Origin of the sequence: Amycolatopsis sp. NBC_01307 (assembly GCF_035975215.1) — a bacterium.
In the GTDB taxonomy this organism is placed as follows: domain Bacteria; phylum Actinomycetota; class Actinomycetes; order Mycobacteriales; family Pseudonocardiaceae; genus Amycolatopsis.
In genome coordinates this window covers 1,474,577-1,488,613 of record NZ_CP108403.1, presented here as the reverse complement: position 1 = coordinate 1,488,613, position 14,037 = coordinate 1,474,577, and the positions used below count along the sequence as shown (strand labels likewise).

At 73.0% G+C, this 14,037-nt stretch carries 17 protein-coding genes; 7 read left to right on the top strand and 10 right to left on the bottom strand.

What is annotated here, in order from left to right; all coding sequences use genetic code 11:
• Positions 1-17 precede the first annotated feature (17 nt).
• The gene (locus OG439_RS06230) at positions 18-845 is read right to left on the bottom strand and encodes a TIGR03620 family F420-dependent LLM class oxidoreductase (protein ID WP_326948392.1); all 828 of its coding nucleotides are present in this window, start codon (positions 843-845) and stop codon (positions 18-20) included.
• A gap of 92 nt (positions 846-937) precedes the next feature.
• Between OG439_RS06230 and OG439_RS06225 the strand changes: the two genes are divergently transcribed.
• Positions 938-1,810, top strand: a complete 873-nt coding sequence (locus tag OG439_RS06225; protein ID WP_326948391.1) for a LysR family transcriptional regulator — start codon at positions 938-940, stop codon at positions 1,808-1,810.
• Between the two features lie 372 nt (positions 1,811-2,182).
• On the opposite strand, the gene OG439_RS06220 is transcribed toward OG439_RS06225, so the two are convergent.
• The 5 genes from OG439_RS06220 to OG439_RS06200 all read right to left on the bottom strand — a co-directional run bounded on the left by OG439_RS06220 (position 2,183) and on the right by OG439_RS06200 (position 5,326).
• Positions 2,183-3,382: an RNA polymerase sigma factor gene (locus OG439_RS06220; RefSeq protein WP_326948390.1), complete on the bottom strand. Its 1,200-nt coding sequence runs from the start codon at positions 3,380-3,382 to the stop codon at positions 2,183-2,185.
• Between the two features lie 6 nt (positions 3,383-3,388).
• Complete coding sequence (locus OG439_RS06215) at positions 3,389-3,742, bottom strand: YciI family protein (protein ID WP_326948389.1); 354 nt, start codon at positions 3,740-3,742, stop codon at positions 3,389-3,391.
• A gap of 10 nt (positions 3,743-3,752) precedes the next feature.
• Positions 3,753-4,223: a polyketide cyclase gene (locus tag OG439_RS06210; protein ID WP_326948388.1), complete on the bottom strand. Its 471-nt coding sequence runs from the start codon at positions 4,221-4,223 to the stop codon at positions 3,753-3,755.
• A 20-nt stretch (positions 4,224-4,243) separates the two neighbouring features.
• Entirely contained in the window at positions 4,244-4,648 is a 405-nt protein-coding gene (locus tag OG439_RS06205) for a DUF6069 family protein (RefSeq protein ID WP_326948387.1), read from the bottom strand.
• Between the two features lie 96 nt (positions 4,649-4,744).
• Positions 4,745-5,326: a TetR/AcrR family transcriptional regulator gene (locus OG439_RS06200; protein ID WP_326948386.1), complete on the bottom strand. Its 582-nt coding sequence runs from the start codon at positions 5,324-5,326 to the stop codon at positions 4,745-4,747.
• Between the two features lie 78 nt (positions 5,327-5,404).
• On the opposite strand from OG439_RS06200, the gene OG439_RS06195 reads away from it, so the two are divergent.
• The gene (locus OG439_RS06195; RefSeq protein WP_326948385.1) at positions 5,405-6,310 is read left to right on the top strand and encodes an aldo/keto reductase; all 906 of its coding nucleotides are present in this window, start codon (positions 5,405-5,407) and stop codon (positions 6,308-6,310) included.
• Between the two features lie 85 nt (positions 6,311-6,395).
• Positions 6,396-6,788 carry a hypothetical protein gene (locus tag OG439_RS06190; RefSeq protein WP_326948384.1) on the top strand — a complete coding sequence of 131 codons (393 nt, stop codon included), beginning with the start codon at positions 6,396-6,398 and terminating at the stop codon, positions 6,786-6,788.
• A gap of 30 nt (positions 6,789-6,818) precedes the next feature.
• Here the strand turns inward: OG439_RS06190 and OG439_RS06185 are convergent, their stop codons facing one another.
• Positions 6,819-7,475 carry a TetR/AcrR family transcriptional regulator gene (locus OG439_RS06185; RefSeq protein ID WP_326948383.1) on the bottom strand — a complete coding sequence of 219 codons (657 nt, stop codon included), beginning with the start codon at positions 7,473-7,475 and terminating at the stop codon, positions 6,819-6,821.
• A gap of 112 nt (positions 7,476-7,587) precedes the next feature.
• On the opposite strand from OG439_RS06185, the gene OG439_RS06180 reads away from it, so the two are divergent.
• Both OG439_RS06180 and OG439_RS06175 read left to right on the top strand, forming a co-directional pair.
• Positions 7,588-8,922: an MFS transporter gene (locus OG439_RS06180; protein WP_326948382.1), complete on the top strand. Its 1,335-nt coding sequence runs from the start codon at positions 7,588-7,590 to the stop codon at positions 8,920-8,922.
• Positions 8,919-9,740, top strand: a complete 822-nt coding sequence (locus tag OG439_RS06175) for an SGNH/GDSL hydrolase family protein (RefSeq protein WP_326948381.1) — start codon at positions 8,919-8,921, stop codon at positions 9,738-9,740. Before OG439_RS06180 ends, OG439_RS06175 begins: the two co-directional genes overlap by 4 nt.
• Here the strand turns inward: OG439_RS06175 and OG439_RS06170 are convergent.
• Positions 9,737-10,201 (bottom strand): hypothetical protein, encoded by a 465-nt coding sequence (locus OG439_RS06170; RefSeq protein WP_326948380.1) that lies wholly within the window; start codon positions 10,199-10,201, stop codon positions 9,737-9,739. The two genes, OG439_RS06175 and OG439_RS06170, sit on opposite strands and share 4 nt — an antisense overlap.
• Positions 10,198-11,442 carry an MFS transporter gene (locus OG439_RS06165; RefSeq protein WP_326948379.1) on the bottom strand — a complete coding sequence of 415 codons (1,245 nt, stop codon included), beginning with the start codon at positions 11,440-11,442 and terminating at the stop codon, positions 10,198-10,200. Before OG439_RS06165 ends, OG439_RS06170 begins: the two co-directional genes overlap by 4 nt.
• 59 nt (positions 11,443-11,501) lie before the next feature.
• Between OG439_RS06165 and OG439_RS06160 the strand changes: the two genes are divergently transcribed.
• Entirely contained in the window at positions 11,502-12,629 is a 1,128-nt protein-coding gene (locus tag OG439_RS06160; protein ID WP_326948378.1) for an ROK family transcriptional regulator, read from the top strand.
• On the opposite strand, the gene OG439_RS06155 is transcribed toward OG439_RS06160, so the two are convergent.
• On the bottom strand, positions 12,610-13,122 hold the full coding sequence (locus OG439_RS06155) for a GNAT family N-acetyltransferase (protein WP_326948377.1): 513 nt from the start codon (positions 13,120-13,122) through the stop codon (positions 12,610-12,612). The two genes, OG439_RS06160 and OG439_RS06155, sit on opposite strands and share 20 nt — an antisense overlap.
• A gap of 49 nt (positions 13,123-13,171) precedes the next feature.
• Here OG439_RS06155 and OG439_RS06150 point away from each other — a divergent pair, with 49 nt between their 5' ends.
• Positions 13,172-14,002 (top strand): helix-turn-helix domain-containing protein, encoded by an 831-nt coding sequence (locus OG439_RS06150; protein ID WP_326948376.1) that lies wholly within the window; start codon positions 13,172-13,174, stop codon positions 14,000-14,002.
• The last annotated feature ends 35 nt before the right edge of the window (positions 14,003-14,037 follow it).

The window sequence follows — 14,037 nt, the reverse complement described above, 5'->3', positions numbered from 1 at the left end:
CCGAGACGACGAACGGATCAGGCCAACACAGCCTCGGCGACCCCGCGGAGGGTGCCGATCGGGTCGTCGCCGAGGGGGTAGATACCGACGTGGTCCGCGCCCGCATCCAGGTGCGCGCGGACACCCGCGACGATCGTGGCGGGCCCGCCGTGCAGGACAAGCGCGTCGATCAGGCGGTCGCTGCCGTGGCCGGCGAAGTCGTCGTCGGTGAAGCCGAGCCGGCGGAGGTTGGCGACGTAGTTGGTGACCACCAGCGCCGTCCCCGGCGGGGCGGAGCGGGCAGTCGCGCGGGCGCGGTCGACGTCGTCGTCCAGCAGCACGAAGTGCCCGGGCAGCACCAGCTTCCCGGCGCCGAGGGCGGCCCGGGCCCGCCGGGTGTGCTCGGTGGTGATCATGCACGGGACGGTCCCGGCGGTGCGCTCACCGGCCAGCCGCAGCATCTTCGGGCCGAGGGCGGCCAGCACCACCCGGTCGGCGGGCACCCCGGCCGCAGTCAAGGTGTCCACATAGGACGCCAGTTTTTCGTACGGCGACGCGTATCCGGTGTCGACCTCGCGATGCCCGATGCCCACGCCGAGCAGGAACCGATCGGGGTGCCGAGCCACGATCCGGTGGTAGGACGCGGCGACGGTCGCCGCGTCGGCGGTCCAGACGTTCACCACGCTCGTCCCGACGGCCAGCCGGGTGGTCGCGTCGAGCAGCTCCTCCACCAGCTTCAGGTCGGCCGGCGGCGAAGCGTCCAGCCACAGCGTGCCGTAACCGGCGTCCTCGAGTTCGGCGGCCCGTTCCGGGGACACCTCGTGCTCGCGCAGGTGGGCGCCGAGCAAACCCAGATCGATACTCATGGGACGACTTCAGCACCGCGCCCCGCGGCGAACCAGGTCCAGTGCGCACGCGCAGCGATAAGATGTCCTTATCGTCGCAGGTGGGAGGATCAGTGGAACTGAGGGCGTTGCGATACTTCGTCACCGTCGCCGACGAGCTGCACTTCGGCCGGGCCGCCGAGCGGCTGCACATCGCGCAGCCCGCGGTCAGCCAGCAGATCGCCCGGCTGGAACGCGAGCTGGGCGTCCGGCTGTTCGACCGCTCGCCACGCCGGGTCCAGCTCACGGCGACCGGCCGTCGGGTGCTCGACGCGGCGCGGGCCGCCCTCGCGGCCGCCGACCAGGTCCGGCTCGCCGCCACGACGGCCGCGGGCACGATGCGGATCGGCACGGCCGCCGGGTTCACCACGCGGCTGGAGCGCGGCATCGACGCGTTGCGCGAAGCCGGCTCGCCGTTCGACGTCGTGCTCGTCGACCTGCCGCTCGACGCCCGCCTGAACGCGCTGCGGCAGGGCGAGCTCGACGTCGCGCTGGCCCGGGGCGTGCTCTCGGCCCCCGGGCTCAAGGTGCTGCCGACCTGGACGGAACCGCTGTTCGCGGTGGTGTCCCGGCAGCACCCGGCCGCGGACCGGACGGTCGTCGGCATCACCGAACTGGCCGAGAGCGTCCTGCGGCTCCCCTCGCGACAGCACGACCCGCCGCTGCACGACGCCCTCACCGCCGCGCTGCGCGACGCCGGCGTGAGCCCCCGGCTCGGCCGGCCGGTGGGCACGACCCAGGACACGATCGTCGAGGTCGGCTCCGACCCGGGCAGCTGGGCGGTGCTACCCGCCGGGCAGGTCGCCGAGATCGGCTCGACCCGCGTCAGCGCGATCCCGCTCAAGCCGGCCATGACGATCACCGGCAGCGTCGTCATCCCCGCCGACCTCCCGACCGAGTGCGCCGCAGCCCACGTCGAGGCCTTCCGCGACGCGGTGACGACCTGACGCCTTTCGCGTCGCCGCCGTCCGGGTGCCGGGCCGGTCACGGCCTCGGGGCGCCGGCCACCGGTCGTTCCCGGCCACCCGCCCCGGCCCGACCATCCTGGCCGGACACTCCCGCGGCGGCGCGGTGATCACGAACGCCGCGACCGGTAAAGGCGCTCGGCTCCATCGCGGCTTACGTTTCGGTGCAAGGGGAATCGGCCGACTGCCGTTCCGGTAGACCGGGAGCATGGCCGCGTCGCAGCGCCCGTGGCCGCACCCGGCGAGCTGTCCGGTGCCCCGGCTGACGATCCCGTCCTGGTACCTGATCGCCCGACCCGGGGCTCAACGCCCTGAAGGGCACCCCCAGGGACCACACGTCCCTGAGGGTGCCCTTCAGGACATCCGGACCCCAGCCGCGCGCGCCCGTCGCGTCTTCAGGAAGGTTCGTTCCGTTTCGTTGGTGGCCAAGGAGATCGCCGCGTCGTAGGCGGTGATCGCCTCCGGTGTGCGGCCCAGGCGGGTGAGCAGGTCCGCGCGGGTGGCCGGCAGCAGGTGGTAGCCCGGCAGGTCCAGCTCCTCGATGGTGGCGAGGGCCAGTGCCGGGCCGTGGACCTCGGCGACGGCGACCGCGCGGTTGAGCGCCACGATCGGCGTCGGCGTGTGCTGCTGCAGCTGGTCGTAGAGGGCCAGCACCTGCGTCCAGTCGGTGGCCGGGCCGTCCGTGTGCACGGCGTTGATCGCGGCCTGGATCTGGTACGGCCCCGGCTGGTTACGACGCAGGCACCGGCGCACCAGGTCGTGTCCTTCGGCGATCAGCTCGTGGTTCCACCGCGAGCGGTCCTGCTCCGCGAGCACCACCAGCTCCCCCGCCGGCCCCACCCGCGCCGGCCGGCGGGCTTCGGTGAGCAGGAGCAGCGCCAGCAGCCCGATCACCTCGGGCTCGTCCGGCATCAGGTCGGCGAGCGCCTGCGTCAGCCGGACGGCCTCCAGGCACAGGTCCGTCCGCAGCAGCTCCCCCGCCGTCGAGGTGTACCCCTCGTTGAACACCAGGTACAGCACGGTGAGCACCGAGCCCAGCCGCTCGGGCAGCTCCGCGGCGCCGGGTACCCGGTACGGGATGCCGGCGTCGCGGATCTTCTTCTTCGCCCGGACGATCCGCTGCGCGACGGTCGCCTCCGGCACCAGGTAGGCCCGCGCGATCTCCGCCACCTCCAGCCCGCCGAGCAGGCGCAGCGTGAGCGCGGTCCGCGCGAGCGGCGACACCGCCGGGTGGCAGCAGGTGAAGATCAGGCGGAGCTGGTCGTCGCGCACGGGTCCGGCCTCCTCCGGCTCGTCGGGCTGGTGCAGCAGCAGGGCCTGCGCGTGGCGGGCCTCCCGGGTGGATTCCCGGCGCAGGCGGTCGATCGCGCGGTGGCGGGCGGTGGTCACGATCCACGCACCGGGGTTGGCCGGCGGCGCCTCGGCCCACTTCACGGCGGCGACGGCGAACGCGTCCTGGACGGCCTCCTCGGCGAGCCCGATGTCCCCGAGCAGCCGCGTCAGCGTGGCCACGCACCGGCCGTACTCGGCCCGGTAGACGCTGTCGAGGTCCATCCGCGCTCAGTCCTGCGAAAAGTCGTCGAACGGGCGCACCTCGATCGGCTGCCCGCAGGCGAGCGCGCACCTCCCGGCCCAGGCCAGCGCCTGGTCGAGGTCGGCGCACCGGATCACCCAGAACCCGCCGAGCTGTTCCTTCGTCTCGGCGAACGGGCCATCGGTGATCGTGGTCGTGCCGCCGCCGGGGCGGACGACGGTCGAGGCGTGCGAGGGCTTCAGCCCGCCGACGAACACCCACACCCCGGCGGCCTTCATGTCGTCGACGACCCGGCCCGTCCGCGCCATCTGCGTCCGGGTCTCTTCCTCGGTCTCCGGCACGCTTTCGTCGAGCTGGACGGCGAGCAGGTACTGCGTCATGGCGAAACTCCTAAACGGACACGCGGTGGGCGAGGTCGGCCAGGTGGTGCAGCGAGTCGATGAGGTGCGCGGGACCGAACGGCGGGAACCGGATGCCGCGCTCCCGGACGAACCGCGGCACCCCCGACCAGTCGTAGGTGAGCGTGACCTCGGTGCCGGTTGGGCCGCGCGGCGTCAGGTCGTAGCGCCAGATCCAGCCGCCGTACTCCACCTCGCCGTCGCCCTTGGCGGACCCGGTGAGCCAGCCGATGGCGCGCGGCGCGTCGAGCACCGCGACCTTGTTGACGACCTGATAGTCGCCGTCCGGGTGGCCGGAGTGGTGCATGTCCATCCGGAAGATCTGCCCCACCGCGGTCAACGGCGCCTGTTCGACGGGCTCCCGGACCCAGCCGGTGCCGTCGATCGCGGCGTGGGCCGCGGGGTCCGCCAGCACGGCGAACACCGTCGCGGCGGGCTCGGCGATCGTCAAGGTGGCACTCACGCTTTCGTGGTTCACGGCGGTCACGCCCGCGCGGCGGGGGTGCGGCGGGCGACGGCCGGGATGACGATCGCGGCGGCGACCACGTGGGCCAGCATCAGCAGCACCTTCGTGCTCGCCGGCGCGTCCGCGAGCACGTCCGGGACCAGCGACAGCGCGGTGAGCGCGAGCGTGGTGCGGAGGAACACCGCGCGCGGGTGGCGCACCGTGCGGGCCAGCACCAGGGCGAGCAGCACGCCCACCGTGGAGAAGACGGCGGTCAGCACGGCGAACCCGGTCACCGGGATCGGCGCACCGGCGACCACGGCGCCGATGCCGGCGAACTCGGCCGCCGCGGCCAGGAGCGACGTCGCCGCGGTGGCGGCGGCCACGGCGGTCAGACCGCCGGTGAGCAGGGACTTCGCGGGAGTGACGGTGATGACGGACATCGCGGGCCTCCGGTGTGGGGGCGACCGGCCCGGTGCCGGTCTCTCACTGGGGCGACGAACGACCGCGGCCCCATTCGACATCGCCGCGAAAGAAATCTACTTCGGGCGCAGGGCGTCGACGACGAGGTCGAGCAGCCGCCCGATCCGCTCCGGGTCGCGGTCCTCCACCGTGGACAGGAAGATCCCGAGCACGATCAGCGTGAAGTCTTCGGGGTCGGCGTCGGCGCGGAAGACGCCGGCCGCCGCCCCGGCGGTGAGGATCGTGCCGATCGCGCCGGTGATGCGCTTGCGCGTCACCGGGGTGGCGATGCGCCCGGACGCCACCCCGGCGCGGAAGACGTCGCCCATGCCGCGCTTGGTCTGGAAGAAGGCGGCGTAGCGGTCCAGCCAGGCGCGCAGGGCGGCCTCGGGCGGGAGCTTGCCGAGCAGCGCCGGGGCGCTGGTGGCGACGTCGTCGAGCTCGGCGGCGTAGACGGCTTCGACGAGGGCTTCGCGGGTCGGGAAGTGCCGGTAGAGCGTGCCGATCCCGACGCCGGCCTCGCGGGCGATCGCTTCGAGCGCGACGGGGCCGTCGGCGCCGGCGAAAGCGGCCTGCGCGACGGCGACGAGCTTCTCGCGGTTGCGGCGCGCGTCGGAGCGGACCGGGCGGTCGGCGGCGGCCGGATCGGGTGACGACAAAACGGAGGCACCTCCGGTTGTGCTACGGTCGACTTAACGGAGGTTCCTCCGCTTCGCCATCATCGCACGACTGACGGGATGCCCATGCCCCCCATCGCCACCACCGCTCCGCTCGCCGGCCGCACCGTCAACCGCGTCGGGTACGGGGCGATGCAGCTCGAACGCCTGCACGACGACCGCGACGCGGCCGTCACGCTCCTGCGCCACGCGATCGACCTCGGCGTGAACCACCTCGACACCGCCGAGTTCTACGGCAACGCCTTCGTCAACGGCGTCATCCGCGACGCGCTCCGGCCCGGGGACGACGTGCTGGTCGTCAGCAAGGTCGGCGCCGACCCCAACCCCGGCGGGCCGATCCGGCTCCGCCCCGCGCAGCGCCCCCACGAGCTGCGCGCGAGCGTCGAGGACAACCTCAGGACCCTCGGCACCGAGCAGATCGGCGTCGTGAACCTGCGCCGCCTGGACACCCGGCCCGGCCTGAAGGCCGAAGGTGACCAGCTGGTCGACCTCGACGACCAGCTCGAGGTCATGACGGCGCTGCGCGACGAAGGCAAGATCGGCGCGATCGGGCTCAGCAGCGTGACCCTGGAGATCCTGCGCCGGGCGCTCCCGGCGGGCATCGCCTGCGTGCAGAACGCGTACAGCCTGGTGAGCCGCGAGGACGAGGACATGCTCGAGCTCTGCCTCGCCGAGGACATCGCCTGGGTGCCGTTCTTCCCGCTCGGCGGCGCGTTCCCGGGCCTGCCGAAGGTGACCGACGAGCCGGCCGTGCACACCGTCGCGGAGTCCCTCGGCGCCACGCCGTCGCAGATCGGGCTGGCCTGGCTGCTGCACCACGCGCCGAACGTCCACCTCATCCCCGGCACCGCGACCGCCAGGCACCTCGAGGAGAACGTCGCCGCCGGTTCGATCGGGTTCGACGACGCGACGCTCGCCATCCTCGACGCCGTCCCGTCGCGCTCCCAGGACATGGCGCTCGGCTGAGCCGTCGGTATGTCCGGAGTGCCGGGCCCGACCGCGGCGTGAGATGCTCCTCTCGCTGGAAGGTCTTAGGCGAGAGGCGGAGCGGGTGACCACCTGGACCGATGTGATCAACTTTGTCCGGACGCGGTACGAAGTCCTGGAGGAGCAAGGCGACTGGCTGCGGTTCCGCCTCGCCGGGCCGCAGGACCGGACGCAGCAGGCGACGGTGCACCACCTGCCCGAGCTGGACGGCGGCGCGTGGGTCGAGATCTCCTCGCCGGTCGGCTGGGCCGACAAGATCGACCTGCGGCAGCTGCTGGAGCTGGCCGGGGCCGCGGCCGCCGGCGGCGCGGCGGTCGTGGACGGGGTCGCGCTGCTCAAGCACACGCTGCCCCTGGAGGACCTCAGCATCGAGCTCGAGTTCGAGCGTCCCCTCAAGACGCTCGTCGCCCGGGCGGACGCCTTCGAGCACGAGCTGACCAAAGCGGACGAGTTCTGATCCCGCGCTGATAGGCGGCCGTGGCCGGGGTCAGCCGGCCAGGCCGCCGATCAGGAGGTCCACGACGCTGCGCGCCAGTGCGTGGATCTCCTCGGCCGGCTGGCCCTCGATCCGACGGAACCACGTGTCGACGGCGTTGAGGTTGCTCAGCAGGGTCCGCGTGGCCAGCGACGCGTCGACCGCGCGCAGGGAGCCGTCGGCGAGGCCGGCCTCCACCACCTTCCGGAACAGCTGCTCGTAGTCGCTGCGCAGCTGGTTCAGCTCCTGCAGTGCCGCGACTTGGCGCGCCTTCAGCGCGGTCGCCACCTGGCCGCGCACCGCCTGGTGGACGACGTGGTGGTAGGCCAGGTCCTGCATCAGGTTGACCACGTGCGCCTCCGACATCGCCACGAGCCGGTCGCGACCCGTGCCGTCGCCGTGGGCGAGCACCTCGATCCGCTCGCGCACGCGCCCCATCGCCTCCTCGTAGACGGCGAGGAAGATGTCGAACTTCGACCGGAAGTGGTAGTACACGAGGCCTTTGGTCGCACCCACGTCGCGCGCGATGTCGTCGATCGTGGCGTTGGCGAACCCGGTCGCCATGAAGGCCTCCGCCGCGGCGTCGAGGATCCTGCTCCGCGCACCGGGTTCGACGTCGGGGCTCGCGCTCACCTGGTCGTCCTCCTCGTTCTTCAGGTGTCCCATCATCCCATGTCCGGCTCGGGCTGTTGACACCAACACGCGCCGAACCCTACCGTGATACTCCGTAGTATTGCAGGTCAGACGGTATCAGCGTGAGAAGTCACCTGAAAGGCGTCCAATGACGAACGCACGAGACCTCCTGCACGAACTCGCCACCAAGAAGGCCGTGACCCGGCTGCTGCCGGTGCTCGGCCTCGCCTACTTCATGTCTTATGTGGACCGGACGAACGTCGCGCTCGCCAAGACCTCGCTCGCGGCCGACATCGGCCTCAGCGCGGCCGCCTACGGGCTCGGCGCCGGCCTGTTCTTCATCAGCTACGCGCTGCTCGAGGTGCCGAGCAACCTGATCCTCTACCGCGTCGGCGCGCGCCTGTGGATCACGCGCATCGCGATCACGTGGGGCATCGTCTCCGCCGCGATGATGTTCGTGGGCGACGACGTCTCGTTCTACATCCTGCGGTTGCTGCTCGGCGCCGCCGAGGCGGGCCTGTTCCCGGCGATGATGTACATGGTCACGCAGTGGTTCTCGCAGAAGCACCGCGTCACGATCGTCGGCCTGATCTACGTCGCGCCCTGCGTCGCGGTCATCATCGGCTCCCCCGTCGGCGGCGCGCTGATGGAACTGCAGGGTGTCGCCGGGCTGCGCGGCTGGCAGTGGATGTTCCTCGTCGAAGGCCTGGTCACCGTCCTCATCGGCATCGTCGTCTGGTTCGCGCTGCCCAGCCGGCCCACGGACGCGAAGTGGCTCACGGCGGAGGAAGCGGCCATGCTCTCGGAGCGGGCCGTCGGCGACACCGCGGCGTCGCCGACGCGCGTGCGCGGGAACCTGCGCCGGGCGTTCGGCCACCCGACCGTGCTGCTGCTCGGCGCGATCTACCTGATCAACCAGTCGATCGGCGGCGGGATCGGCTTCAACTTCCCCGCCTACATCCAGTCGCTCGGCCTGCAGAGCCCGTTCCTGATCGGCCTCGTGGCGGGCAGCGGCGGCATCTCGGGGCTGGCCGGGGTGCTGTTCTTCCCCTGGTTCAAGCGCCGGTACGGCCACGAGGTGACGCTCATCGGGATCTGCGCCGGCGCCGTGCTGCTGGTCCTCGTGGGCTTCCTGGTGTCGCGGAACCCGGTGTGGAGCATCAGCTTGCTCTTCATCTCGAACTTCTTCGCCTTCGGCACGCTGCCGCTGTTCTGGTCGGTCGCGATGTCACGCCTGTCCGGCCTGATGGCCGCGGCCGGGCTCGCGTTCATCAACATGCTCGGGATCACCGGCGGCTTCGTCGGGCCGTACGTCTACGGCCTCATCGAAGGCTCCACGGACAGCCTCGTCGCGCCCTACTACGTGTTCGCCGCCGCGGCCTGCGTCGCCGTCGCCCTGGTGCCGGTGCTGGGCATGTCGATCCGGCGCGCCGCGGTGCAGGACCAGGCCGTCACGGCGAGCGAAGGGCAGCCGGTCCAGTGAGGTACGTGCTGGTGCTGGTGCTGCTGGCCTGCCTGGCCGCCGCACCGGCGGAGGCGAGCGGGCGGATCCGGTACGTGGCGCTCGGCGACTCGTCGGCCGCGGGCCCGCTGATCCCGGATCAGATCGACGCGACGTGCCTGCGCTCCAACAGGAACTGGCCGCACGTCCTGGCCGGCCGGCTGGGCGCGACGCTGACCGACGTGACGTGCTCCGGCGCGACGACCGCCGACCTCAGCGGGCGGCAGGCCGGGATCGTCGCACCGCAGTTCGACGCGCTGCGCCGGGACACCGACCTCGTCACGCTCGCGATCGCCGCCAACGACATCGTCCTCAGCTCGGCGTTCGTGACGTGCGCGAGCCCGGACGGGCCCGTCGTCCCGTCGTGCCGGGACCAGTACACCACCGGCGGCGTCGACCAGTTCCAGGCGCGGATCGCCGCCACCGCACCGAAAGTGGCCGCCGCGCTGGCCGAGATCCACCGCCGCTCCCCCGCCGCCCGCGTGGTGGTCGTCGGCTACCTGACCTACTGGCAACCGGGTGGCTGCTACCCGGCCGACCCTTACACCGCCGCCGACGCGAACTACATCCAGGCCACGTTCGACCGCCTGATGGTGATGCTGGTCGGCCAGGCAGCCCGCACCAAGGCGTCCTATGTGGACATCCGGAACCCGAGTGCCCGGCACGGTTTGTGCGCGGCACCCGCGACCCGGTGGCTGGAAGGCGCGGTGCCGGCGTCCCCGGCGTACCCGTACCACCCGAACGCCGCGGGCATGGCCGCGGCGGCCGCGATCATCGCGGCCGCCGGGGTCGCCCGCTAGGAGGTGAGCAGGCCGCGGATCCGGTCGTACTCCGCGGCCATCTCGGGGGTGGCCAGCATGTCGTCCAGATCGGCGGACACCTGGAAGTCGACGTCCTCGATCGAGCGGATCGCCAGTTCGTAGAGCTCGCCGCGCCGGCCGCCCTGGAGGTAGCTGTTCCAGTGCATCAGGGCGGTCAGCGCGGCGACGATCCCGCGGTCGAGGTCGTCGTCGACCAGGATCCCCGCGTCGATCCGCTCGATCAGCGCCCCCAGCTCGCCGGCGTCGACGGTCAGGATCGACTCGCGGGCGGTGGCCAGCGCGGCCCAGGCGTCTTCGGAAAGTTCGTCCGGTACGGCGTCTTCCACGGCTTCTTCCCGGAGCAGCCGGGTGATCGTCGCGGCGCCGAACGCCGCGGCGCTCTCGTCGCTCGCCGCGATGACGAGGTTCAGGATCGCCGTTTCCAGTTCCGGGTATTTCACCCGCCGGACCCTATCCGGTCCCCTTCCGCGACCGCCGCCGGCCGGGCGGCCCGACGGCGCTCCACCGCCAAGCCCGCCACGGCCAGCGCGAACCCGATCGCGCTCACCACGACGCCGGCCCATGCCGTCGCGCGGTAGCCCAGGCCGACCGCGATGACCACGCTGCCCAGCGCCGCGCCGATGCTGTTGGCCGCGTTGAACGCCGACTGGTTGAGCGCCGCCCCCATCAGCTGGGCGCCCGGCGCCACCGCGATCAGCCGCGCCTGCAGGACCGGGCCCAGGAACAGGATCGTCCCGCCGATCAGGAAGGCGCCGGTGAACAGCCCGAACGCCGAGCCGGCGGTCAGTCCGAAGTAGACGTTCGCGACGATCACCGCGCCGAAGCCCGCCACCATGGCCCGGTGCAGGTTCCGGTCGGCGGACCAGCCGCCCAGGACGTTGCCGACGGTCATGCCCAGCCCGACGGCGACCAGGACCCAGGCGACCGACCCGGACGACAGCCCGGTGACCGACGTCGTGATCGGCGCCAGGTAGCTGTCCACCGCGAAAAACCCGGCGATCCCGATCGACGCGGTCGCCACGACCAGCCACACCTGCGGCCGCCGCAACGCCCGCAGCTCGTCGGCCGGCGACCCGCCCGAGGCCGGCGCGTCCGGCACCGTGAGCGCCACGGCCAGCAGCGCGAGCAGGAACACCCCGGCGATGACCAGGTACGCCGTCCGCCAGCCGACGGCCTGCCCCAGCCGCGTGATCACCGGGACGCCCGCCACGTTGGCGACGGTCAGCCCGCTCAGCACCACCGCGAACCCCCGGCCCTCGCTGCCGGGCCCCATCAGCGACGCCGCCAGCAGCCCGGCCGCCCCGAAGTACGCGCCGTGCGGCAGCCCGGCGGCGAACCGGGCCGCCAGGACCAGCCCGAACGTCGAGGCCAGCGCGGACGCCGCGGTGCCGAGCACGAACAGCACCAGCAACCCGAGCACCAGGCGTTTGCGCCGCAGCCGCGCGGTGATCGTGGCGATCAGCGGCGCGCCGACGACCACGCCCAGCGCGTACGCGGTGATCATCCAGCCGGCGTGCGCGACGGCGTCCGGTTCGGACCGGGCGTACTCGGCCCCGAGCACGCTGCGCGCGATGTCCGGCAGCAACCCGGCCGGCACGAACTCGGTCAGCCCGATCGCGACCGAGCCGAGGGCCAGTGCGAGCAGCGCGGCCCAGCGGCGCCGGCGGGTGAGATCCTCCATTCCGGCGACTTTAGCAACGCTGTTGCGTTAGTTCCAGACACCGGCGGTAAGGTGACGCGGTGCACCTGGCTTTCCTGCGGGACTACCACGAGGCCCTGGTGATCGCGCTGGCGCGAACCTTGCCCACCCTCGAGCGGGGCACGGTCGCCGAGGTCACCGGGCTGACCCCGCAGGCGGTGTCGAAGGTGCTGGCGCGCCTGGTCGAGGAGGGCCTGCTCGAACCGGCCGGCGTGCGGCGGCCGGCGCTGGGCAAACCGGCCGCGGTCTACCGGCTCGTCCCCGAAAGCCGCTGGGCGATCGGCGCGCAGGTCACCCGCCGCGAGCTGCGCCTGGCCCTGACGGACCTGGCCGGCACCGTCCGCGCGTCCGCCACGACCCCGCTGCCGGACGACTTCACCCCGGAGCAGCTGCTGGTCCGGCTCGCTGCCGGCGTCACGACGATGATCGCCGAACACCGCCTGAGCGCACCCGAGCCGGCCGCCGGCGCGGACCCGGCCCGGATCCTGGCGGGTGTCGGCGTCGGCATGATCGGGCCGCTCGACCAGTCGAGCGGCACTGTCCGCGGCGCGCACCGGCTGCGGCACTGGCGCGACGTCCCGCTGGCCGAGCTCGCCGAACGCGCGCTGGGCCTGCCGGTGGTGGTGGACAAGGACGTCACGGCCGGGGTCACCGCCGAAGCCTGGCGCCGCGGCCCCGCCTTCCGCGACGCCGCCCTGGTGGTGGTCGACGCCGGGGTCGGCGCCGGCCTGTGGCTGCGCGGCGCCGCCCACCGCGGCGCGCACACCAACGCCAGCGAGTTCGGCCACACGGTCGTCCAGCTCGACGGGCCGCGATGCGCGTGCGGCCGGCACGGCTGCCTGGAAGCCGTCCACGAACGGGCGGCCGACCCCGCGGCGGCCGCGGCCGTGCTCGCGACCGGCGTGGTGAACCTGCTGCAGACGCTCGACCTGGGCCACATCGTCCTCGGCGGCGCCGACCTGCTCCGCCACGGCGACGTCTACCGGGACGCCGTCGAGCACGCGGTGCGCACCCAGCTCCCCGGCGCCGACTGGCTCACCGTGGAGGTCAGCTTGACGACGCTGGGCACCGACGTGGTCGCGGCCGGCGCGGCCATGCAGGTGCTCAACACCCGCTACGGCCTGCCCGATCCGGCGGGCCTGCAGCCACTCACCGGCCGGCCGGCCTGACCGGCGACCACCGGCCGAGCCACTGCTGGGCGCCGTACGCCTCGTACGTCTCCACCTCGGTGAACCCCAGCTTCGCCGCGAGCCGCATCGAGGGGACGTTGGCGGTCTGGGTGCGCAGCGCCACCGGCTCGCCGGGGCGAACGCCGGCGAACCAGCCGAGCGCCGCCGCGCACGCCTCGGTGGCGTACCCGTGGCCCCACGCCGCCGGCAGGAACAGGTAGCCGAGCTCGGTCTCCGCGTCGCGCCGGTCGAGCGTGATCATGCCGATCATCGCGCCGTCGAGGTCGGCCGCGAAGAGGCCGAAGCGCCGCCCGGGCACCTCGGCCACCGTGCGCTCCAGCTCGTCGCGCGGCTGCGCGCCACCGATGTAGCCGCCGACCTCAGGCGAGGCGAACAGCTCGACGAACGCCGCGCGGTCCCGGGCTTCGGACTCGCGCAGCACGAGCCGCTCGGTCCTGATCGGGGCCGGGGGCCAGGGTCCGGGCTCGGTCATGGCGGGCAACCTATCGCGCGGGCCGGACCGGCCCGGCCACACTGGGCTCATGGAGTACGTCGGCCAGGTGCCCGCCCCGCCGCTCGACCGGTTCGTCGACGACGTCTACTGCCAGACCGGCGTGCCGGGCCACCGGCTGATGACCGTCCCGCCGATGCCGTCGGCGCACCTGTTCCTCAACCTGGGCGCGCCCGTCCGGCTGTACGACTCCGACCCTTCGGTGCCGCCGGCGGTGTTCGCCGACGGGTGGTTCATGGGGATGTGGACCCGGCGCTTCCGCGTCGAGTTCCCCGCGCGGGTGCGGCTCGTGGGGGTGCACTTCAAGCCGTGGGGGCTGTCGCCGTTCGTCGGCGTGCCGGCCAGTGAGCTGCGGGACCGGTGGGTGCCGGTCGACGCCGTCTGGCACCGGTCCCTCGACCGGATCCGCGACCGGCTCGGGGAGCTCGCGTCGGCCGGCGAGACGCTGCGGGTGGTCGAGGAGGAGCTGCGCGCCCGGCTCGCCGAGGCGCCGGCGCGTGGTCTCGACCTGGTCCGGCACACCGGCGGACGGCTGGCGACCTCCTACGGCGCGGTCCCGGTCGGCGCGCTGACCGAGGCCGCGGGGGTGAGCGGCAACCACCTGGCCGCGCAGTTCAAGGCCCACGTCGGGATCACCCCGAAACGGGTGGCGCGGATCTACCGCTTCGCACGGCTGATCCTCTCGGTGGACGCGCTGGGCCCGGCCGGCTGGGCGGATCTCGCGCACCGCGTCGGCTACTTCGACCAGGCGCACTTCGGCAAGGAGTTCAAGGACTTCACCGGCCACACCCCGACGGAGTTCCTGGCCCTGCGGCGCCGGTTCCCCGCCGAAGGGCCGTTCCCGCCGATGCCCGCCGAGTGATTTTTACAAGCGCGGCCCGGCCCGGGACACCAAGA